General features: G+C 68.5%; 25 protein-coding genes and 2 pseudogenes. 24 read left to right on the top strand and 3 right to left on the bottom strand.

The genetic code is table 11. From position 1 onward, the window contains the following. Nucleotides 1–2 precede the first annotated feature (2 nt). The 7 genes and pseudogenes from AC1UKG_RS21785 (at nucleotide 3) to AC1UKG_RS21755 (ending at nucleotide 4,565) form a co-directional block, all read left to right on the top strand. The gene (locus AC1UKG_RS21785) at nucleotides 3–974 is read left to right on the top strand and encodes an NsdA family TPR-like regulatory protein (protein WP_482643234.1); all 972 of its coding nucleotides are present in this window, start codon (nucleotides 3–5) and stop codon (nucleotides 972–974) included. 95 nt (nucleotides 975–1,069) lie between these two features. Continuing rightward, on the top strand, nucleotides 1,070–1,252 hold the full coding sequence (locus AC1UKG_RS21780; RefSeq protein WP_482643076.1) for a hypothetical protein: 183 nt from the start codon (nucleotides 1,070–1,072) through the stop codon (nucleotides 1,250–1,252). Beyond that, nucleotides 1,252–1,482 (top strand): hypothetical protein, encoded by a 231-nt coding sequence (locus AC1UKG_RS21775; protein ID WP_482643077.1) that lies wholly within the window; start codon nucleotides 1,252–1,254, stop codon nucleotides 1,480–1,482. The genes AC1UKG_RS21780 and AC1UKG_RS21775 overlap by 1 nt, the downstream gene beginning before the upstream one ends. 194 nt (nucleotides 1,483–1,676) lie before the next feature. Beyond that, the gene (gene tgmA / locus AC1UKG_RS21770) at nucleotides 1,677–1,973 is read left to right on the top strand and encodes a putative ATP-grasp-modified RiPP (protein ID WP_482643078.1); all 297 of its coding nucleotides are present in this window, start codon (nucleotides 1,677–1,679) and stop codon (nucleotides 1,971–1,973) included. 5 nt (nucleotides 1,974–1,978) lie between these two features. Continuing rightward, nucleotides 1,979–2,935, top strand: a complete 957-nt coding sequence (gene tgmB / locus AC1UKG_RS21765; protein WP_482643079.1) for an ATP-grasp ribosomal peptide maturase — start codon at nucleotides 1,979–1,981, stop codon at nucleotides 2,933–2,935. Beyond that, nucleotides 2,932–4,086, top strand: coding sequence for an ATP-grasp peptide maturase system methyltransferase (gene tgmC, locus AC1UKG_RS21760; protein ID WP_482643080.1), 1,155 nt, complete (start codon nucleotides 2,932–2,934; stop codon nucleotides 4,084–4,086). The genes tgmB and tgmC overlap by 4 nt, the downstream gene beginning before the upstream one ends. 153 nt (nucleotides 4,087–4,239) lie before the next feature. Beyond that, nucleotides 4,240–4,565: pseudogene (locus tag AC1UKG_RS21755) on the top strand (hypothetical protein). A 107-nt stretch (nucleotides 4,566–4,672) separates the two neighbouring features. Here AC1UKG_RS21755 and AC1UKG_RS21750 read toward each other — a convergent pair. Next, a pseudogene (locus tag AC1UKG_RS21750) lies at nucleotides 4,673–4,926 on the bottom strand (hypothetical protein). A 31-nt stretch (nucleotides 4,927–4,957) separates the two neighbouring features. On the opposite strand from AC1UKG_RS21750, the gene AC1UKG_RS21745 reads away from it, so the two are divergent. Beyond that, the gene (locus AC1UKG_RS21745; RefSeq protein WP_482643081.1) at nucleotides 4,958–5,266 is read left to right on the top strand and encodes a hypothetical protein; all 309 of its coding nucleotides are present in this window, start codon (nucleotides 4,958–4,960) and stop codon (nucleotides 5,264–5,266) included. A gap of 92 nt (nucleotides 5,267–5,358) precedes the next feature. Here AC1UKG_RS21745 and AC1UKG_RS21740 read toward each other — a convergent pair whose 3' ends face one another. Together AC1UKG_RS21740 and AC1UKG_RS21735 are read right to left on the bottom strand one after the other, a co-directional pair. Continuing rightward, on the bottom strand, nucleotides 5,359–6,576 hold the full coding sequence (locus tag AC1UKG_RS21740; protein ID WP_482643082.1) for a tyrosine-type recombinase/integrase: 1,218 nt from the start codon (nucleotides 6,574–6,576) through the stop codon (nucleotides 5,359–5,361). After that, nucleotides 6,576–6,974, bottom strand: coding sequence for a helix-turn-helix domain-containing protein (locus AC1UKG_RS21735; protein ID WP_482643083.1), 399 nt, complete (start codon nucleotides 6,972–6,974; stop codon nucleotides 6,576–6,578). The genes AC1UKG_RS21740 and AC1UKG_RS21735 overlap by 1 nt, the downstream gene beginning before the upstream one ends. A 220-nt stretch (nucleotides 6,975–7,194) precedes the next feature. Here AC1UKG_RS21735 and AC1UKG_RS21730 point away from each other — a divergent pair, with 220 nt between their 5' ends. The 16 genes from AC1UKG_RS21730 to AC1UKG_RS21655 all read left to right on the top strand — a co-directional run bounded on the left by AC1UKG_RS21730 (nucleotide 7,195) and on the right by AC1UKG_RS21655 (nucleotide 17,331). Then, nucleotides 7,195–7,464 carry a helix-turn-helix domain-containing protein gene (locus tag AC1UKG_RS21730; RefSeq protein ID WP_482643084.1) on the top strand — a complete coding sequence of 90 codons (270 nt, stop codon included), beginning with the start codon at nucleotides 7,195–7,197 and terminating at the stop codon, nucleotides 7,462–7,464. A gap of 139 nt (nucleotides 7,465–7,603) precedes the next feature. Continuing rightward, the gene (locus AC1UKG_RS21725; protein WP_482643085.1) at nucleotides 7,604–8,395 is read left to right on the top strand and encodes a phage antirepressor; all 792 of its coding nucleotides are present in this window, start codon (nucleotides 7,604–7,606) and stop codon (nucleotides 8,393–8,395) included. 59 nt (nucleotides 8,396–8,454) lie between these two features. Further along, a complete protein-coding gene (locus AC1UKG_RS21720) occupies nucleotides 8,455–8,613 on the top strand; it encodes a hypothetical protein (RefSeq protein WP_482643086.1) in 159 nt (52 codons plus the stop codon). A gap of 73 nt (nucleotides 8,614–8,686) precedes the next feature. Then, nucleotides 8,687–9,199, top strand: coding sequence for a hypothetical protein (locus tag AC1UKG_RS21715; RefSeq protein WP_482643087.1), 513 nt, complete (start codon nucleotides 8,687–8,689; stop codon nucleotides 9,197–9,199). Further along, nucleotides 9,196–9,399 (top strand): hypothetical protein, encoded by a 204-nt coding sequence (locus AC1UKG_RS21710; RefSeq protein ID WP_482643088.1) that lies wholly within the window; start codon nucleotides 9,196–9,198, stop codon nucleotides 9,397–9,399. The genes AC1UKG_RS21715 and AC1UKG_RS21710 overlap by 4 nt, the downstream gene beginning before the upstream one ends. A gap of 211 nt (nucleotides 9,400–9,610) precedes the next feature. Continuing rightward, nucleotides 9,611–9,835, top strand: a complete 225-nt coding sequence (locus AC1UKG_RS21705; protein WP_482643089.1) for a hypothetical protein — start codon at nucleotides 9,611–9,613, stop codon at nucleotides 9,833–9,835. 1 nt (nucleotide 9,836) lies between these two features. Then, entirely contained in the window at nucleotides 9,837–10,067 is a 231-nt protein-coding gene (locus AC1UKG_RS21700; protein WP_482643090.1) for a hypothetical protein, read from the top strand. Beyond that, nucleotides 10,064–10,339: a hypothetical protein gene (locus AC1UKG_RS21695; protein ID WP_482643229.1), complete on the top strand. Its 276-nt coding sequence runs from the start codon at nucleotides 10,064–10,066 to the stop codon at nucleotides 10,337–10,339. The genes AC1UKG_RS21700 and AC1UKG_RS21695 overlap by 4 nt, the downstream gene beginning before the upstream one ends. A 151-nt stretch (nucleotides 10,340–10,490) precedes the next feature. After that, nucleotides 10,491–10,832 (top strand): hypothetical protein, encoded by a 342-nt coding sequence (locus AC1UKG_RS21690; protein WP_482643092.1) that lies wholly within the window; start codon nucleotides 10,491–10,493, stop codon nucleotides 10,830–10,832. 152 nt (nucleotides 10,833–10,984) lie between these two features. Next, the gene (locus AC1UKG_RS21685) at nucleotides 10,985–11,752 is read left to right on the top strand and encodes a PD-(D/E)XK nuclease family protein (RefSeq protein WP_482643093.1); all 768 of its coding nucleotides are present in this window, start codon (nucleotides 10,985–10,987) and stop codon (nucleotides 11,750–11,752) included. An 83-nt stretch (nucleotides 11,753–11,835) separates the two neighbouring features. Then, nucleotides 11,836–12,456, top strand: a complete 621-nt coding sequence (locus AC1UKG_RS21680; protein ID WP_482643094.1) for a hypothetical protein — start codon at nucleotides 11,836–11,838, stop codon at nucleotides 12,454–12,456. 119 nt (nucleotides 12,457–12,575) lie between these two features. After that, entirely contained in the window at nucleotides 12,576–14,897 is a 2,322-nt protein-coding gene (locus tag AC1UKG_RS21675) for an AAA family ATPase (RefSeq protein WP_482643095.1), read from the top strand. Further along, nucleotides 14,894–15,223, top strand: coding sequence for a hypothetical protein (locus tag AC1UKG_RS21670; RefSeq protein ID WP_482643228.1), 330 nt, complete (start codon nucleotides 14,894–14,896; stop codon nucleotides 15,221–15,223). The genes AC1UKG_RS21675 and AC1UKG_RS21670 overlap by 4 nt, the downstream gene beginning before the upstream one ends. Beyond that, a complete protein-coding gene (locus AC1UKG_RS21665; RefSeq protein WP_482643227.1) occupies nucleotides 15,223–15,582 on the top strand; it encodes a hypothetical protein in 360 nt (119 codons plus the stop codon). The genes AC1UKG_RS21670 and AC1UKG_RS21665 overlap by 1 nt, the downstream gene beginning before the upstream one ends. Further along, a complete protein-coding gene (locus tag AC1UKG_RS21660; protein ID WP_482643226.1) occupies nucleotides 15,575–16,204 on the top strand; it encodes a hypothetical protein in 630 nt (209 codons plus the stop codon). Before AC1UKG_RS21665 ends, AC1UKG_RS21660 begins: the two co-directional genes overlap by 8 nt. Next, entirely contained in the window at nucleotides 16,201–17,331 is a 1,131-nt protein-coding gene (locus AC1UKG_RS21655; protein WP_482643097.1) for a DNA cytosine methyltransferase, read from the top strand. Before AC1UKG_RS21660 ends, AC1UKG_RS21655 begins: the two co-directional genes overlap by 4 nt. Nucleotides 17,332–17,345 lie beyond the last annotated feature (14 nt).

Raw genomic sequence — 17,345 nt, 5'->3', positions numbered from 1 at the left:
GGTTGGACGACGCACTCAACAGCGACGACCGGCTTACCAGCTTGATCCGTCCAGCCCCGTCGGTAGGCCAATCGACTGACCGCCTGGCCTCTACCCAAGAGCGCCCTCGCCGGGTTGAGCCAGCCACTCTCGACGCCCTCGCCGATACACTCACCGCACACCGCCGCCTCGAAGACAGCATTGGCGCTGCCGCGGTGCTCCCAGCAGTCCGCATCCAACTTAACTTCCTCGCCACCCAGATCACCGAAGTGCACGGTGACTCGAGGGCCCGTCTCGTGGATTTAGCCGCCCAGTGGGCCCAGTTCGGGGGCTGGCTAAACGCCGCCGCCGGACATCCGCGCGTGGCTGGTCACTGGTACTCCGCTGCTTTGGAATGGGGCACCGAGGCCGGAAATTCGGACATGATCGCCACGGTGCTCAGCATGCGTGGACACCTGGCATGGCAACACCGCCGACCAGGACCTTTGATCGGGTTGTCGGCAGCAGCCCTGTGCCAACCAGCCAGCCCAGGCGTACGGGCGCTCGCCGCTCAGCAGGAGGCGCGAGGTCATGCTCTGGTCGGAGCGGCTTCCACCGCGATCGGGCTACTCGACCAGGCTATTGATCTCGCCACGCAAGCGACCGAGGCCCCAGACCGGGAGCCACCATGGATCTATTTTCACTCTCTGGACTACCTGAAGATGCAGCGCGGCCTGACCTATCGGCTGCTCGGCGACAACGCCCTGGCAGTCGAGCACCTTCGCACTGGCCTGCACGGATTGCCGCCGTACGCGCAAGGTGCGGCATGGACCGTCCCCTACAGATTTGACCTCGCGGCGACGTTGGCCGAACTCGGCGACGTCAGCGCCGCACTCGAGGCGTACGAAAGCGTACAGGCCATCGCGGAGACGACCGGAACAGCGCACCTGGCTAGGCGTGTCGAGTTCGCCGTCCGCAGCCTGTCCGCAGGAAACCTGCGGACATACACCACCTAGCAGTAGTCTTCCCCTCACGGAAAGCTCCCAAATGGGGATGGCCACAGCCAGAGAACGGGCCGTCTCACCACCATCGATGGTGAGGGAGCACGCGAATGATCCGGCTACTCCGCCGACTCCGCCGCCGACCCACACGGCTGGACGCGGTCGGCCCCGCCACCCGGTACGAGGCGCGGGCCGGCGCCTACTCTTCGCTGCACAACCATCCGACGGTGCTCCTCGATACGCGGCCGTTGCTGACCCCGCTGGCCCGGCAACGGGCCAACCGCCGCCGGTGATGGCCACCCACGCCCGGCCCAGTCCGGCCGGCCTGTCGGCGGCGCAGCTACGCGCCCGAATGATCCTGTCCGCCCGGCGGATCATCACCGGGCACTGGCCCCGGGTGGACCAGTGCCCCGTGTGCGGTTGCGGGTGGCCGTGCCCACCCACCGAGACCGCATACGACTACCTCGCCACGGTCGGGCAGAGCAACTGGGCGCCCCCGCAACGGACGCGGGCACAACGGTGAGGCCGGCCGACGCGACCGTCCGCCGCTGGTGGCGGGACCTGGCCGAGCATCACCAGGTTGACGGACGCTGCCCGGTGTGCGGCACCCCGCGGCGGTGCTGGCCCTGGGCGGAGGCATACGCCGGGCTACTCACCCACGACCTGCTCCGAGCACCGCAAATCGCAAGGTAAACCCCTCAAATGATGGAGGTCGCTATGACTACGTTCGCTCCGGACCGTTGCCTGCTGCCGCTCTACGACAACCGCACCGAGCAGGGACGGGTGAGCCCGGCTCGTCCGTTTGGGCTGACACTGTCCACGCAGGTTGGTGATGAGGTTCCGGTGGTTGACCTGACCGACGCCCAGCTGGACCCGGTGACGCAGACCGTGATCGGTGTCGACGGCACTACCCTGGGTAAGCCGCAGACCACGCAGAAAGTCGCCACGAACAGCAAGACCTCCTACGATCACCAAAACTTCAACGACTCCACCCCGGACACCTACCAGGACTGACGCCCGTGACGATCCTGGTACTGACCGAACCCCGCGATGTGACCGCTGACCTGGTCATCACCGCGCTACACAACCGTGACGCGAAGGTGCATCGTGTCGACACCGGCGACTTCCCCCAGCTCCTCACCCTGGCCGCGGAGAACGGCGGTCAGGGAGGCTGGTCCGGTGTCCTGGCCGATGCGCACCGGCAAACCCGACTGGAGAATGTCACCGCGGTCTACTACCGGCGGCCCGGCCCGTTCCGGCTAGCCGATGGCCTCGACGACTACGAACGGCGGTGGGCCACCCAGGAGGCCCGAATGGGATTCGGTGGCCTGGTGGCGGCGCTGCCAGTGCGGTGGGTCAACCACCCCCACCACATGGCGGCAGCCGACTACAAACCCGTGCAACTCGCGGTCGCCGCCCGCTGCGGGCTGACCACCCCCCACACGCTGATCACCAACGAGGCGCAGGCAGCACGGGCCTTCGTCGCCGCCGCCCCCAACAGGGCGATCTACAAACCGCTGCACGTGCGCCCCTACCTCGACACCGACACCGGACACCTGATGGCGCTGGCCACCACCCCAGTCACCGCCGAGCAGATCGCCGACGCGGTTACCGGCACCGCGCACCTGTTCCAACACCAGATACCGAAAGACCACGAGCTACGCGTCACCACCGTCGGGCGGCGTGTGTTCGCCGCCCGCATCGACGCGCACTCCGAGGCCGCCCGTATCGACTGGCGCACCGACTACGACAACCTCACCTACACACCGGTCACACTGCCCGACACACTCACCGACCGGCTCCTGTCCCTGACCAACGCCTTGGGACTCGCGTTCGCCGCGATCGACCTGATCGTTACCCCGACCGGCGACTACGTGTTTCTAGAGGTGAACCCGGGCGGCCAGTGGGCCTGGATCGAAGCCGAGACGGAGCTACCCATCGCCACCGCGATCGCCGAGTACCTGGAGACGCCGTGACCCTCACCGACGCCGGCTACCGGCAACGACGACAACACCTCGTCGCCAACCTGCACACCACAGGACATTTGACCAGCCCCATCGTGGCGGGAGCGTTCGCGTCGGTCGCCCGCCACCCGTTCGCCCCCGCCGTCTACGACGTGAACTCCCACGGGCAGGTCGGTGACGCGCTACACGCCACTCGGCCGGAGCACCAGGATGCCTACCTCGCCGCCGTCTACGGCGACGAAGCCATCGTCACCCAGATCAGCGCGGACGGTCGGCCGACCAGCTCATCCACTCAGCCCGGGGTGATGGCGGTGATGCTGGAAGCCCTCGACCTGCAACCCGGCATGACCGTGCTGGAGATCGGCACCGGCACCGGCTACAACGCCGCCCTCCTGGCCCACCTACTCGGCGACGCAGCGGTCACCTCCGTCGACATCGACCCGCACCTGATCACCACCGCCACCACCGCCCTCCACCAGGCCGGCTACCAGCCAACCGTGGTCACCGCGGACGGCCTCGCCGGATACCCAGCACGGGCACCCTACGACCGACTGATCGCCACCTGCTCGGTACGCCGAGTCCCAGCCGCCTGGCTACGACAAACCAAACCCGGCGGACTGGTCCTGGCCAACCTGTCCTACGGCGTCGTACCACTGCGAGTCGACGACACCGGAGCCGGTCACGGCCGGTTCCTACCGCAGGTAGCCGCGTTCATCGAGGCCCGACCCGCCGACGGACCCGTCGGACCGACCGTGGCAGACATGGTGTCACTGTGCATGGGTAGCACCGGCACCACATCACCAGGCCACCACCGCGACGTCGCGCTGTTCGGCGACCCACACGGTGAGTTCTGGTGGCGCCTCGCCGAACCGAGCATCTACCACTGCACCCTGCTCCCCGACGGGGAAGAGGTCCACTGCCTCGTTGACGCCGACACCGGCTCCTGGGCCCGAATCCACGCCCAGGGCACGACCGTCACCGTCGCACAAGGCGGACCACTCCAGATCTGGAACGCGGTCACCAGCGCCTGCCGCCGATGGGCCGACGCCGGCCACCCCAGCCACGACCACCTGGGCCTCACCATCGACCGCGACGGCACCCACACCCTCTGGATCAACACACCCGACGGACCACACACCTGGAACCTCGACCCACCAAGGTGAGCACACCAAAGCACGCGGCCCCGCTCTCCCCAGGTCGGGAGGACGGGGCCGCGTCGTGCCGTGGTCCCGACTGGTGCGCCCCCTGGTCCGACGCGTGCTACGGCGGCCTGGTTTGACGGCTGGGCGTACGGTGCGGTAGCGAACCGCACACCGATCGTGATCACTGCTGTGGCAGTTGCTGCACTGGGTGCCGGCATCACCGGCACGGCCCTCTATTTCACCGCCACGGAGGCGGACACGCCGACCTCGCCCACATCGCAGGCGCCGGTGCCGTCGGCGGAACCGGCCGCGGACACGGTTGATCCGTACGAGGTGTACCTAGACCGGGCCCGTCGGGCGAGCCGACGCTGTCTCGGGAGGACGCCCAGACCCGCGCGTACCTCGGGTGCGGGCAGCCGTGGGCGCCGGGGACCGTGGACGCGGCACTGGCCGAGGCGTACGCGGAGCTGTGCGCGGATCTCGAAGACCGCACGGGATAGCCCGGACGCGACGAAGCGCCCCGCCTGGCCTCACAGCCGGGCGGGGCGCTCATGTTTGGTGGTCGGTGCCGGCCGGGACGTCACCGGCGGCACCGCATCGACGACCCCTACCGCCCCGGCGCCTCGTACGTGGGTGCGGCCGGCGTACCCAGTAGGAGGCCCAGCCGTGGCCAGCGTGCCTCGGCAACCCGGATGAGGGCGTAGTAGCCGGCCATCGTCAGCGCCACCACACCAGCCGTGAGGGCGGTGGACGAGTCGGCGTCGAGGACGATGCCCGCCTGCGAGGCCAGCCAGGCGAGCAGGGCGCCGACGGCTGCGGGACCGCGGTACGGACGAGGGAGATCAGGTAGCCGTGCGTCATCGGGGGTCAACCCCCTGGGTACGGTCGGGGGATGGTGAACGTGCCGTCATCGCCGCAAACGCAACGGCTGATCCTGGCGGAGCTGTCCGGCGGGCTGCGACCGCCATGGAGGCGGGGACCTTCGGATCCGACCATGCTCATCCAGCCGCCGGGAATCTGGCGACTGTCACCGATCTTGTCACCGAACGGCGCCGACGGCGATCTTCCTAATCGCCACCCGTCGACCTCGGACATGACGAAGGGCCTGGTCAGCGGTGTGACCAGGCCCTTCGTCGTCCCGAGCCGCCTGACGGAATCGAACCGTCGACCTACGCATTACGAGTTAGCGGCCAATTACTGAAACAGACAGATCCGCCCTGCATACCGGCCAGATCGTCACTCTCATTCACCCCTATTCAGCGGGGTTCAGTACACGGATCCGTACACGGTTGATCATGCTCCGGACGCCCCGAACAGGTGCTGGCCCATCCGTCTCATCGCCTCGGCCATCAGTTCCTGCGCACCCTGCGTGTACCCATCCGTGGTTCGGATGTCCCGGTGCCCCATGACCTCCTTCACCACACGAATGTCTACACCCTGGGCGAGCAACATCGTTGCCGCTGAATGGCGCATGATGTGAAGCTTCTTATGGGATACGCCGCATTCTTTCAAGATGGCTACCCACTCGTCATAGTCGGCGCGTGGGTCCAGCAGTCGGCCATCCTCAGTGACAAATACGGCATCGTGTTCGTTCCACTTTCCGCCGATCTTCATTCGTTCCTTGCGTTGCGCCTTTCGATGCGCTTTGAACGCCGGCAACAGCTCGGGCGGAATTGGGATCGAGCGCCGACTCTTCCCCTTCGTCTTCACGAACATCAGCCCTCCCCCGCCCCGTTTCGGACAGTCGGCGCCACGCTTCCGACCACACGTCCCGGCGCAGCCGTGTTCGTAAATTCGGCGTCGCAACTGCCACCACACATGGATGACCCCTGCATCAAGGTCAACTAGCTGTTGACCGTCGTACTGCCATCGCAGGCCAATTGCCTCGCCCTGCCGTAGCCCCAACGCGAACGCTATCGACCAACGCACGCTGTTGCGCCGTTGCAGCGCAACGTCAAGCACTCGCCGGGCGTACTTTTCCGCTAATGCCTCCACCTTCGCCGGATCCACAGATGGAGCGTCGACCAGCTTCGCCACATTCCGGACTACGTGCCCACGCCGGAGCGCGATCTCCAATGCTCTGCTGAGGATGCGGTGAACCTTTAGCTGATGCGATGGGGCCTTGCCGGCCTGCGCCATCGCTGTATACATCGCGTCCAGGTGCTCGGGGGTCAGCTTGTCCAGCCGCCGATGGCCGTGCTCCGGGTACACCCAGTTGCGCATCTTCGACCGGTAGTCGTAGACCGTGCCCGGATTACAGCGGCGAGGGGCGATGGTGTCCAGGTAGTTGTCCATCCATTGCTGCACTGTCAGCTTTCCGGCCTTCGGTACAGCTCCTGCCGATCGAAGTTGGTCCAGCAGTTCGTCTGCGGCGCCCTCGGCCTCCGCCTGCGTGGGCCGGGAGATGTGTCGCTGATCGGGCCGGCCGTTGGGCTTCGTGCCGACCGTGACCCATACGTGCCAGTAGCCGTCCTTCCCCTCGCGAGCGGTGGGCCGCCTACGCCGGGGCATCAGTCGACCTCTGTCCTGGATCGGGCCAGGAGGCGGACGGTGTGCCGGATCGCCTGTTTCTCCGCCTCGCTGACACCTGGGTCACGCAGTCGGCGCGCCAGACGCAAAAGGTCCGGATCATCGAACGCCTCTGGCTCCGGTTCGCGAACCCGATCGGAGATCCCGAGAGCGGCTGCGGCAGCGGTGACCGGGATGTCGAGGCCAGCGCAGAACTGCGCGACCTTCTCCCACCGGGGGAGGCCACCCTCGGTTGTCTGCCACTTGTGGAACGTTGACGGCGAGATGCCGGTAGCCCGGTGGATGTCTTTGTCGGTCATCTGCCGGTCACGGGCATCACGGAGGGCTCGCTGCACGAATCGCGCGAAACGAGCACGGGCTACTGCTGGGGACACGGCCACGCGGACACCGTAAGTCCGATTCGTCGGACGACGCTCCGCACCACGAGAGCGCTCCGACCTGCGGTAGTGCCGCCAGGGGTGCCGCTTAAGGACGACACTCTCTGCCCTTCTGGGGCGATAGCAGCAAGTCATGGCACTGACGGTAGCTGCCGCTGTTCAGTTGAACATCAACCGAACGTATGAAGTGCTCCGTTACATCGGAGCATGTAAGGTCACTCCTATGAATCGGAGCGAGATCGTTCACACTCCATCACGAAGGAGTGACGAAATCCCCGGTCGCCTCGCGTACTCGGTGCCGGAGGTGGCCGTTCTCCTGGGCGGTGTTACTGAGCGGTACATATGGAAGTTGATCGACAACGGCCGCGGGCCTCTGCTGTCATTCCTGCTCGGCAAGCGACGTGTCGTCTACCACGAGGACTTAGACGCCTTCATCCGTCAGCTGCGTGACGACGAGTTGCGAGCGCGGGCGGCCGTAGCGGAGGCGGCGTGAACCGGCCGCCCGCGGCGGCAAATAGTCCCGGTGGTGCTGGGACTGGCCCGGGTAACGGCACAGGGGCTGGGTCCGGCACGCGGCCAACTGGCGGCAGCGGTAGCAGCCCGAAGGGCAACGAGAAGCCCCGGGGGGCGCTATGACATCCATTCTGACGAATCATGAGTTCCCTACGACGGGTCAGACTGTCCGGTCGGTACTGGACGAGTCCGCCAAGCCGTGGTTTGTCGCGGCCGACGTCCTAGCCCTGCTAGACCTCCATCGTTCCTCGCTTGCCGCCCTCGACGAGGACGAGAAGGGGGTACACAGTCTGGACACCCCCGGCGGCCAGCAACGCTTCACTCTCATCAACGAGCCGGGGCTGTACTCACTGATCCTCCGCAGTCGCAAGCCGGAGGCGAAGGCATTCAAGCGGTGGGTGACTCACGAGGTGTTGCCCGCGATCCGCCGCACCGGTAGCTACACAGCCCCGGCCGCCGAGCTGGATGAGCTGGAGGTCGCCCGGCGGTACGTGCATGCGCTGGAGGCTAAGGCCGCGATTGAGGCGGAGCTCGCGGAGGCCGCTCCGAAGGCCCAGTCGTGGGATGTCCTCGCGTCGGCCGACGGTGACTGGTCGGTCCGGGACGCCGCCAAGGTCCTGTCGCGCGATCCGGGCCTAGACCTGGGGGAGCGGCGGCTGTTCACTCTGCTCGGCGAGCAGCAGTGGATCTATCGGCAGCGCGGGGACGGCCGTTGGCGGCCGTATCAGCGGGCTGTCGAGTCGGGCTGGCTGTCCGAACTACCCGCCAGCCACTACCACCCGCGTACGGGGGAGCTGGTGCTTGATCCGCCTCAGGTGCGGGTCACCACGAAGGGTCTGCACCTGCTGCACCGCCGCCTGGGCGGCGTGCAGCCGTTGCGGACGCATGAGCAGACGGCGCTGATCGCATGACCGCCGATGGATCGTATGCCTGTCCTGATTGCACCGACGGTCTCACCGGGATGCCGTCGATGAGGCGAATCGCGGCCGAGCGTGGCCTGCCGTGGGAGTGGCTGTGGGCCCGCATCCAGGAGGCGGGGGTCATCCGCATTCAAGGACGGCAGTTCATCCGTACCCCGCAGGCCCGGTACCTCCTGGGTCTGCCGTGCCGGGGCTGCCGGCAGCAGTAAGTGAGCCCCCCGCCGACCGCAGATCGGCGAAGGGCTCGACACCCGGACAACACCACTCAAAGAAGGAGTCCAGATGCACACCGATCGTACCGACACCACCGAGCGGCAGATGTGCGCCGCCGCCGCGGCTGGTGTCCACTGCTCGCCGCGCTGCTACAGCAGCCGCGGCTGGGACTGCGAGCACCCGCTGCCCACGCCGGCAGCAGAGCCTCAGACCACCCCGGAGCCGGACTACTGGCTGTCCCTCGCCGCTGACCTGCGTCGTGTGGCTGACCGGGTGGGCTCTCTCGCCGGCACGCCGGCCCACGTCAGCTATGTCACCGTCGGCATCTGCGCCGGCCTGGTGCCGTCGGAGGCGCCGGACGGCATCACCACTGTTGATGCCATCGCCGGAGCCTTTGGCGGCTCAGCGAGTACCGGCCACCACAACGGATCTGCCTTGTGGGAGCACCGGGCGGACGTGCAGGTGGGAGAGGTCGTGCTGTCCGCGTTCGCGGTCGTACCAAAGCCGGCCAGCGTCGAAGACGAACTGCGGGCCGAGGTGAAGGCGCTGCGCGCCCAGCTCGCCGAGGGCGGCCCCCGATGAGCGCCCTCGACCCGACCGACCCGGTCGACGCCGTCGTGCTGCGGCACATCACGTGGGATCTTGACCGGGCCACCGATGCCGAGCTCGCCGCGAGGGCCGCCGAGTACGCGACACTCCCGCCGAGCCTGGTCGGCGACGGGCTGCGACATCTGGCCGAGTGCGCCCAGGAGCAGCACCGCATCACTGGCGGTGCCCGATGAGCGCCCCGGAGTGCGACGCCTGTCTAAGCAATGCCCGGTGGCGGATCAGTCCCGCCTGCTCATGTGTCCTCCGTCCCCTCGAAGGGAAAGAACGGAGCTGGTATTTCGCCTGCACAAGGCACATCGGAATGGTGACCCGGCTCTTCACCGAAAATCACGAGCGGCACGTGGGCCAGACCGCGCCCGAGGTGGTCATTTCGGAGGTGCCCAAATGAGCGCCTCCACCTGGCCGCCCTCGGCCGACGCCGATCCGATCACCGTCCCGGACCTCGGTTGCGGGCACCTGCCCGGGGAGAGCTGCGACGACTCCTGCGGCTACTGGCGGGGTGTAGCGGCCGGCGAGTACCCGCCGCCGCCGGAGATGCCGGTGACGCTGCCGCCGCACTGCCCCGGCCTGGTCCCACTACCGGACCCGGCGCTGCGGGAGGTGGCCTGACATGGCACGCCACGAGCAGACCCACTCGGGCCCCGGGGTGTGCCCCGGCTGCCTGACCGTCCCCGGCCGTGACCACGGTCTGGCCTGCCCGGCGGTGGAGGGCCCCCGGCACGCTGCCGCGCCGCATCCGCACGCGGACACCGTCCGCATCGTCACTGCCCTGCTGGTCGGCGTGCCGATCGGTGCCGCCATCTACCTCCTGGCCGCCCTGCTGATCTGGAGCCTCACATGACCGACGACATGGTGCGGGAACTGGCCGCCGCCCTCGACGCGGCCGACGCCGAGCGGGCCCGCCTCGAAGACGAGCTGGACACCACGACGGCCGCCTACCAACGGCGGACCCGGCAGGCCCACCAGTGGCGGGACCTGGCCCGCGGCCTCGGCGACGACCTGCGGCAGGCCCGTGACGACCGGGACCAGGCGATCGCCACCTCCCAGCAGTTGCGGGTGGGCCTGGTGGCCGCGCGGGAGCGGCTCGCCGGCCGTGAGGAGGCGGGCCGGTGAGCCTCATCGACGAGATCGTCCTGCCCATGGCCGCGCACTTGTCCCGTCCGGTGCGGGTGGCGGGCCGGCACCGGCGCACACCTGGGGACCTGCCGCGGATCTCCACCCCTCACTGCGTTCGCTCCCATCGCTATCCGAAGGCGAGGAATCGATGAACCCGATCCACCTTGATGAACTGGCCCCGCTGGTAGACGCGCTCAACCACGCTGAGGCTGAAGCCAAGAAATGGGGTGGGGCTGCGGAGACGATCCGTAAGCGCATCCAGTCCGTCATGGGCGACCGCACCGAGGGGCACATTGGTGGGCGGCCGGTGTTCACGTGGCGGCACACCGGCCAGTTCAACGCACGCCGTTTCGCCCAGGACCACCCCGACCTGGCGGTCAAGTACACGGTCACGGTCACCCGCGATGAGGTGGATGTGGGCGCGCTCAAGGCGGAGTTGCCGGAGCTGTTCACCGCGTACCGGGCTCGCCGTTTCGAGCGGAAGGCGTGACCGTGACTCGCGCCGTCAAGTTGTCGCGTGTTGCGTGCGCCGCGAACTGTGGTGAGCCGCTGGACCCGAGCCTGTGGGCCCACGGTCTGCATGTCGGGTGTGTTCGGCCTGCTGCGGTTCCCGAACAGCCTGCCCTTCCTGCTGGCGCTGGGGTGTTCGCGGCGCCGGCCGGGCCGACGGCGCACCCGATCAAAGCCGAGCTCATCGACATGGTGCGGTGGGCATCGGCCAACGCCCCCCGGTCGCGTCAGCGTGCTGTCGGCCCGTCGGAGATCGGCGTGGACTGTATGCGCCGTCTCGCCTACCGGTATGCCGGGGCGGAGCCGGTCAATACGGCCGCTGACCCGTGGTTCGCATTCGTCGGTACTGCGGTGCACGAGAACCTGGCTATCGCTATCGACCGGTACAACGCGGAAGTGTTGGGGCCACCGAACGGCAGCCGCGACTACGGGCAGCGCCGGTACTGGGTGGAGGAACGCGTCACGGCCGGCGCGGATCAGCATGGGGTGTCCGGGTCGTGCGACCTGTACGACGCTGACCGACACGTCGTCATCGACCACAAGGTTGTCGGCGCGGCGGCCCTGAAGAAGTACATCAACCACGGACCCTCCAACCAGTACCGGACGCAAATCCACCTGTACGGGCTGGGCCACGCGCAGGCCGGGCGGCCGGTCCGGGAGGTCGCGATCGCGTTCTACCCGAGGTCGGGGTACCTCACCGACCTGCATGTCTGGTCGGAGCCCTACCAGCCGCAGGTCGCCCACGACGCGCTGCGGCGTGCCACCACCGTGCGGCAGCTCGCCGCCGCCCTACCCATCGGGCACATCCCCGCCCACCCGGACCAGGCCGCCTGCACCTGGTGCCCGTTCTACCGGCCCGGCGGGCCCGCCGACACCACCGGCTGCCCCGGACCGGGATAGCTCCACCCAACCGTGGCCGGGAGCCACCCAACAAACCCAGTAGCCGCAGCAGACGCCGCAGCTCATATCGAAAGGACACGACAGTGCAGTTCAACGCCCCCAGCAGCAGCGGAGACATTCTCGCCGCGAAAGACCTCGTCGGTCAGCTCCTGATCGTCCGGCCGACCGAACACGCCCAGGGCATCAAGACCAGCTTCGGGGAGAAGGACGGCATCCGCTGCGATGTCGCCGTGCTCACCCAGACCAACGCCGACGGCAGCCACGGTGTCATCTACCGCGATGTCTTGTGGTTGCAGGGCAAACTCGTCGGCGCCCTGAAGCGGCAGCTCGGCGAGCTGGTCCTGGCCCGGATGAGCATCGGCACCGGCAAGCCCGGACAGCAGCCGCCGTTCGAGCTCGACGACGCCACCGGCGACGCGCAGGCCGTGGCTTTCGCCGAGCAGTGGATGGCCGCGAATCCCGGGTTCGTTACCGCGTTGACGGCGCCCACCCCGGCCTCCCAGCCCGCCGCGGCCCTGGCGCCGGTTCCCGCCCCTCCGGTCTCCACCCCTGCGGCGGTTCCCGCCCAGGTCCCGGCGGCCATTCCGGCCGGCCCCGCGCCCGCGGCGGTCCCGGCGTCCACGCCGCCGGCTGCGCTGGACCCGGCGGTTTTGGCGCAGCTCACCCCCGAGGCCCGGGCGCAGCTCGGCGCCCTCGGCGCCTGACCCGCACAGTTCAACCCGCCGGCCCCCGCCCCGGATCGAAAGGGCGGGGGCCGGCATGACCCGAAGCGGAGCAAAGAGTCGATGACCAGCACGGCGACCGAGACACGGCAGGCCAGCACATGACCGCACTCGTCGCCCCCACCCGCCCCGCCGACGACGACATCGAGCGGGCCCTCACCATCGCCCGCGGCCTCGTCCAGGCTGGGGTGCCGCTGTTCGTCGCCCCACCCCACGTCGACGGCGAGTGTGTGCCCTGGTGTAAAGGCACATCGGTTTCCGGCTTCCACTTACCTAGGCGTTGGGAGACCAGCACCCCTACCCTCGACGTGGTCAACCGGTGGCGGCCCGGGTGGGCGCTGTGCGCCGTCATGGGCCACCGCATCGACCTACTCGACGTTGACCCGCGCAACGGCGGCGACACCACGGTGGGTGGCCTCAAAGCCGCCGGGGCGTGGCCGACCAGCTACGGCCAGGCTGCCACCCCGAGCGGCGGCACCCACGACTTCATCGCCGCTCTTGCCGTCGGCTCCCGTGACAACATCGCCCCCGGTGTTGACGTCAAGGGCGGACGCCCGGACGGCGACGGCCGCGGGTTCGCGTTCATCGCGCCCACCGTGCGTGTCTCGAAAACCACCGGCCAGCCCGAACGCTACCGGTGGTTGATCGAACCCGACCTCGACGAGCTGGACGACGACGACAGCGGCGCCACCATCGCCGACATGATCCAACGCGCCCGCGGTAACCCCACCGAGGCGACACCAGCCGCCCCGGACAGCCTCCCCGACGGGCTGACCGGCCCGCACAACCCACACACCGGCCCCATCCCCGACGGCACCCGTCACGCCGCCCTCGTCTCCTACGCCGGGCACCTACGCAACCTGCCCGGCCTCACCCTTGCCGAAGCCGAAAACCTGATGCGGGCCCGATGGTCCGACTGCGCCCAACCACCCGCCGCCCGCTACCCCGTCACCTGGGAAGAAGCCCACGACAAGCTCACCGACGTCTGGTACCGCTACCCCACAACCTCGCAGCAGCCCGCCACCCTCACCCCCGCAACGCAGCTCACCGCCGAAGCAGAAGCCACCCGCCTCGCCCAGCTCACCGACAACGAACTCATGCGCCTCCGCGCCCGCCGCGCCGCCGAAGCCACTCTCCGAGCCGAAACCGCGGCCCGCCTGCCACCACCGGAATTCGTCGCCCTCCCCGACCTACTCGCCGAGCCCGACGAACCCGTGCGCTACCTGGTCGACGAGCTGTGGCCCCGCCACGGCCGAGTCATGCTCGTCGCCCAAGCCAAAGCCGGAAAGACCACCCTGCGCGACAACCTGATCCGCAGCCTGGCCGACGGCACCCCGTTCCTCGACCGCTTCCACGCCGACCCGGTCCAGGACGGAACCATCGTCGTATTCGACGTCGAGCTGTCCCGGCAGAATCTGCGCCGCTGGTTGGCCGACCAAACAATCACCAATCAGCAACGCATCATTGTGGTGCCCCTACGGGGCGCCGTGTCCTCATTCGACCTTTTCGACGAACAGCGTCGCAATGAATGGGTGGAACGCATCCGGTCGGTTTCCGGCCGGACAGTCATTCTTGACTGCCTCGGTCCGGTACTCGCCGCGTTCGGCCTCGACGAGAAAGACAACCGCGATGTCGGTCGTTTCCTCGTCGCCTTCGAAGCCCTTCTCAAAGAGGCTGATGTGACAGAGGCGCTTGTGGTTCACCACATGGGCCACAACGGAGAACGGGGGCGGGGAGCATCCCGGCTGCGGGACTGGCCCGACGCCGAATGGCGGCTCGTGCGCGCCGACGAAGACCGCGACAACCCCGACCCGGCCCGCTACCTGACCGCCGTTGGCCGTGACGTCGAGCTACCCGAGACGCAACTGGAGTTCACGGCCGCCAGTCGGCGCCTGACGGTCACCGGAGGCGGGTCCCGCAAGGAGGTGAAAGACGCCCGCTACCTCGACCTGGCTGTCGACTACGTGACCGTGAACCCGGGCCTGAGCCAAACCAAGATCGTGGCCGGGTTGGAGGAGAAGCACGGCGTCGTCCGGGACGATGCCCGCGCCGCGATCCGGTACGCAGTACAGATAGGGGCCATAAGGCAAGAAAAAGTCAACAATCGGGACACAGCACACTACCTAGAAGCCGACCGCGCGGACCGCGCGGAACCCCGCGACCGCGCGGTTCCGCAACCGCGCGACCGCGCTTATATGGAAGCGCGCGGTTCGGTTCGCAGCGAACAAAGATCAAAAAACAGCGACCGCGCGGTCGCCACCTTCGCCGCCCCCGCCACCACCGGCTGCCCCTGCCACCGCCACACCCACTCACAGGGCGACTGGGGCACCTGCCCCCGATGCGGCAGCCGCTACCACCGACACGGCCCCGGACGGCTACGCCAATGCCCCCACTGCCACGGCCAAGGCGGCAGAACGCCATGAGCCACCTCCACACCACACCCGTCAAGGTCCACACCTGCCACCGCTGCCGCACCGTCGTCCTCACCGGCTGGGCCGAAGGCATCCACGCCCGAGCTGACCCCACACCCCTCAACCGGGCCGGCGTCATCGCCGCCATCCTCACCACCCGAACCATCTACCGACTCACCCGAATCGGCCTCATCCACCTCGACCAAGAACGCATCAAAAGCGCCAACCGCGGCCCCGTACTCCCAGAACACCACTGCGGGAACCCCACCCCCGCCGAACACCACGCCACCACCACCTGCGACACCACCGAAACAGCAGAAGAGGTGATCCCGTTCTAATGAGCGCCAGCAAACGAAAAGGAACCGCCTGGGAAACCGCAGTAGTAACCTACCTCCGCGACAACGGCGCACCCCACGCCGAACGCCGCACCCTCAACGGCGCAAACGACCGAGGCGACATCGCCGGAATCCCCGGCGTCGTCATCGAATGCAAAAACGAGAAGACCATCACCCTCGCCGCCTACGCCGACGAAACCAACACCGAAACCGCAAACGACGGCGCCCGAATCGGCCTCGCCTGGATCAAACGGCGCGGCAAAACCAGCCCCGCCCACGCCTACGTCCTCCTCGACGGCGCCACCGCCGTACGCCTGCTCGCCGACGCCGGCTACATCCCCAACGGAGCCACCGATGCCTGAGCCCACCCGCCTACCCGTCTACGGCGAATGCCGCCACGACCACCACGCCACCACCACCACTGAGTACGACTGCGCTCTCGACCAGCTCGCCGACGTGCGGGCCGCCCTCGACCGCGCCGGCTACAGCGACCCCGACACCACCGCCGCGCAGCTCGTCGACCAGCTCACCGCCGAGCGGGACCAGGCCCGCGCAGCCCTCGCCGACGCCCAGGAGCTGATCGCCGTATTTGACGACGTGGTCGAGCAGCTCGACCGGGCACGGGCGCGGTACGCCACCCGCCCCGGTTCCCCGGCCCGCGGCGCGCAGGGTTCCGCCAAGCCCGCTGAGAGCCACGCACAGCCCCGAGTAGGCCACGAGCGGGACCGCAACCCCACGTACCCCCCAATCGGCATGCAGGCGTTCCTCGACTACTCCACGGCGGAGTGGCGGGCCGCCCGCACCGCCGACGAACGCTGGGCAGCCATTCGCGACCTCCTGGAGGGCTGGTACGACCGCTGGGACGCCCACTACCCCGGGGCCGTTACCGACGAGCACGACGGAATCGCCCGCCACCTCGTCGCCCTCATCGCCGCCGCCGAAGCTCGCGCCGGCTGGGACGACCTCGACCGGGGCAGCCGATGACCGCGCTCCGCCTCGGCTCCCTGTGCACCGGCTACGGCGGACTCGACCTCGCCGCTGACGCCGTACTCGGCCCCCTCGAACACGCATGGCACGCCGAAAACGACCCCCACGCCTCCCGCGTACTCGCCCACCACTGGCCGCACGTGCCCAACCTCGGTGACCTCACCACCGTCGACTGGACACGTGCCGAGCCCGTGGACGTGCTCACCGCCGGGTTCCCCTGCCAAGACGTGTCCTCAGCAGGCCGCCGGGCCGGACTCAAACCGGGCACCCGCACCGGCATCTGGTCACACATCGCCTACGTCATCGCCACCATGCGGCCGCCCCTAGTGCTACTCGAAAACGTGGAAGGACTACTCAGTGGACCAGCCCACAGCGACGTGGAACGCTGCCCGTGGTGTCTGGGAGACACCCCGCCTGACCTTGTGGTGCGGGCACTCGGAGCCGTACTCGCAGACCTTGCCGCCTGCGGGTTCGATGCGGAATGGACAACTGTTCCCGCGTCGGCCGTCGGCGCCCCACACCGCCGCAAGCGAGTTTTCATCGCCGCCTGGCCTACCGACACCCCGCGCCCGCGACTGGAAGCGCGGCGGCAAAGACGGCCTGGAACAGGCACTGCTACCGACCCTGCGTGCCTCGGACACCGGCACCCCAGGCCGGAGGGCATCAGAGGGATTCCGGCCGCCGCTGTCGCAGGTTTTGCTGAGTCTGGACGCGACAGCATGATGTTGCTACCCACACCACGGGCCGCCGTGTTCGGCAGCGACGAGGACGTACGGACGTGGCTCTCGCGTAACGCCCGACTGGCGGGCGCTCGCCCCAAGGGGTCCAGCGGAATGCCCCTGGGTGTCGCACTACAAGTGCTGCCAACGGCTGACCAGTGGGGCAAATACACCCCTGCCATACGGCGGTGGGAGCACATCCTCGGCCGGCCCGCACCCGCTCCGACAGAGCCGGGTGCCGCCGGCCAGCCCCGCCTGGCTGCGGCCTTCGTCGAGTGGCTGATGGGACTGCCCGCCGGGTGGGTCACCGACCACCTGACCCGTCGCCCCGCCCTGCGCTGCCTCGGAGCCGGCGTCGTCCCACAACAGGGCGCCCACGCCTACACCGACCTATTCACCGTCTGAGGAGCCGTTATGAG

This window comes from Salinispora sp. CH2A1_6, assembly GCF_056820975.1.
This window is presented reverse-complemented; position numbering and strand designations above follow the sequence as displayed.

What these genes read in the sequence shown, in the direction of transcription:
- AC1UKG_RS21720 (WP_482643086.1), top strand. Translation starts at nt 8,455, where the DNA reads ATGAGGCGAATCGCGGCCGAGCGTGGCCTGCCGTGGGAGTGGCTGTGG.
- AC1UKG_RS21710 (WP_482643088.1), top strand. Translation starts at nt 9,196, where the DNA reads ATGAGCGCCCTCGACCCGACCGACCCGGTCGACGCCGTCGTGCTGCGG.
- AC1UKG_RS21690 (WP_482643092.1), top strand. Translation starts at nt 10,491, where the DNA reads ATGAACCCGATCCACCTTGATGAACTGGCCCCGCTGGTAGACGCGCTC.
- AC1UKG_RS21665 (WP_482643227.1), top strand. Translation starts at nt 15,223, where the DNA reads ATGAGCGCCAGCAAACGAAAAGGAACCGCCTGGGAAACCGCAGTAGTA.
- tgmA (WP_482643078.1), top strand. Translation starts at nt 1,677, where the DNA reads ATGACTACGTTCGCTCCGGACCGTTGCCTGCTGCCGCTCTACGACAAC.
- AC1UKG_RS21775 (WP_482643077.1), top strand. Translation starts at nt 1,252, where the DNA reads ATGGCCACCCACGCCCGGCCCAGTCCGGCCGGCCTGTCGGCGGCGCAG.
- AC1UKG_RS21740 (WP_482643082.1), bottom strand. Translation starts at nt 6,576, where the DNA reads ATGCCCCGGCGTAGGCGGCCCACCGCTCGCGAGGGGAAGGACGGCTAC.
- AC1UKG_RS21745 (WP_482643081.1), top strand. Translation starts at nt 4,958, where the DNA reads ATGGTGAACGTGCCGTCATCGCCGCAAACGCAACGGCTGATCCTGGCG.
- AC1UKG_RS21715 (WP_482643087.1), top strand. Translation starts at nt 8,687, where the DNA reads ATGCACACCGATCGTACCGACACCACCGAGCGGCAGATGTGCGCCGCC.
- AC1UKG_RS21700 (WP_482643090.1), top strand. Translation starts at nt 9,837, where the DNA reads ATGGCACGCCACGAGCAGACCCACTCGGGCCCCGGGGTGTGCCCCGGC.
- AC1UKG_RS21695 (WP_482643229.1), top strand. Translation starts at nt 10,064, where the DNA reads ATGACCGACGACATGGTGCGGGAACTGGCCGCCGCCCTCGACGCGGCC.
- AC1UKG_RS21780 (WP_482643076.1), top strand. Translation starts at nt 1,070, where the DNA reads ATGATCCGGCTACTCCGCCGACTCCGCCGCCGACCCACACGGCTGGAC.
- AC1UKG_RS21670 (WP_482643228.1), top strand. Translation starts at nt 14,894, where the DNA reads ATGAGCCACCTCCACACCACACCCGTCAAGGTCCACACCTGCCACCGC.
- AC1UKG_RS21655 (WP_482643097.1), top strand. Translation starts at nt 16,201, where the DNA reads ATGACCGCGCTCCGCCTCGGCTCCCTGTGCACCGGCTACGGCGGACTC.
- AC1UKG_RS21730 (WP_482643084.1), top strand. Translation starts at nt 7,195, where the DNA reads ATGAATCGGAGCGAGATCGTTCACACTCCATCACGAAGGAGTGACGAA.
- AC1UKG_RS21675 (WP_482643095.1), top strand. Translation starts at nt 12,576, where the DNA reads ATGACCGCACTCGTCGCCCCCACCCGCCCCGCCGACGACGACATCGAG.
- AC1UKG_RS21725 (WP_482643085.1), top strand. Translation starts at nt 7,604, where the DNA reads ATGACATCCATTCTGACGAATCATGAGTTCCCTACGACGGGTCAGACT.
- AC1UKG_RS21705 (WP_482643089.1), top strand. Translation starts at nt 9,611, where the DNA reads ATGAGCGCCTCCACCTGGCCGCCCTCGGCCGACGCCGATCCGATCACC.
- AC1UKG_RS21660 (WP_482643226.1), top strand. Translation starts at nt 15,575, where the DNA reads ATGCCTGAGCCCACCCGCCTACCCGTCTACGGCGAATGCCGCCACGAC.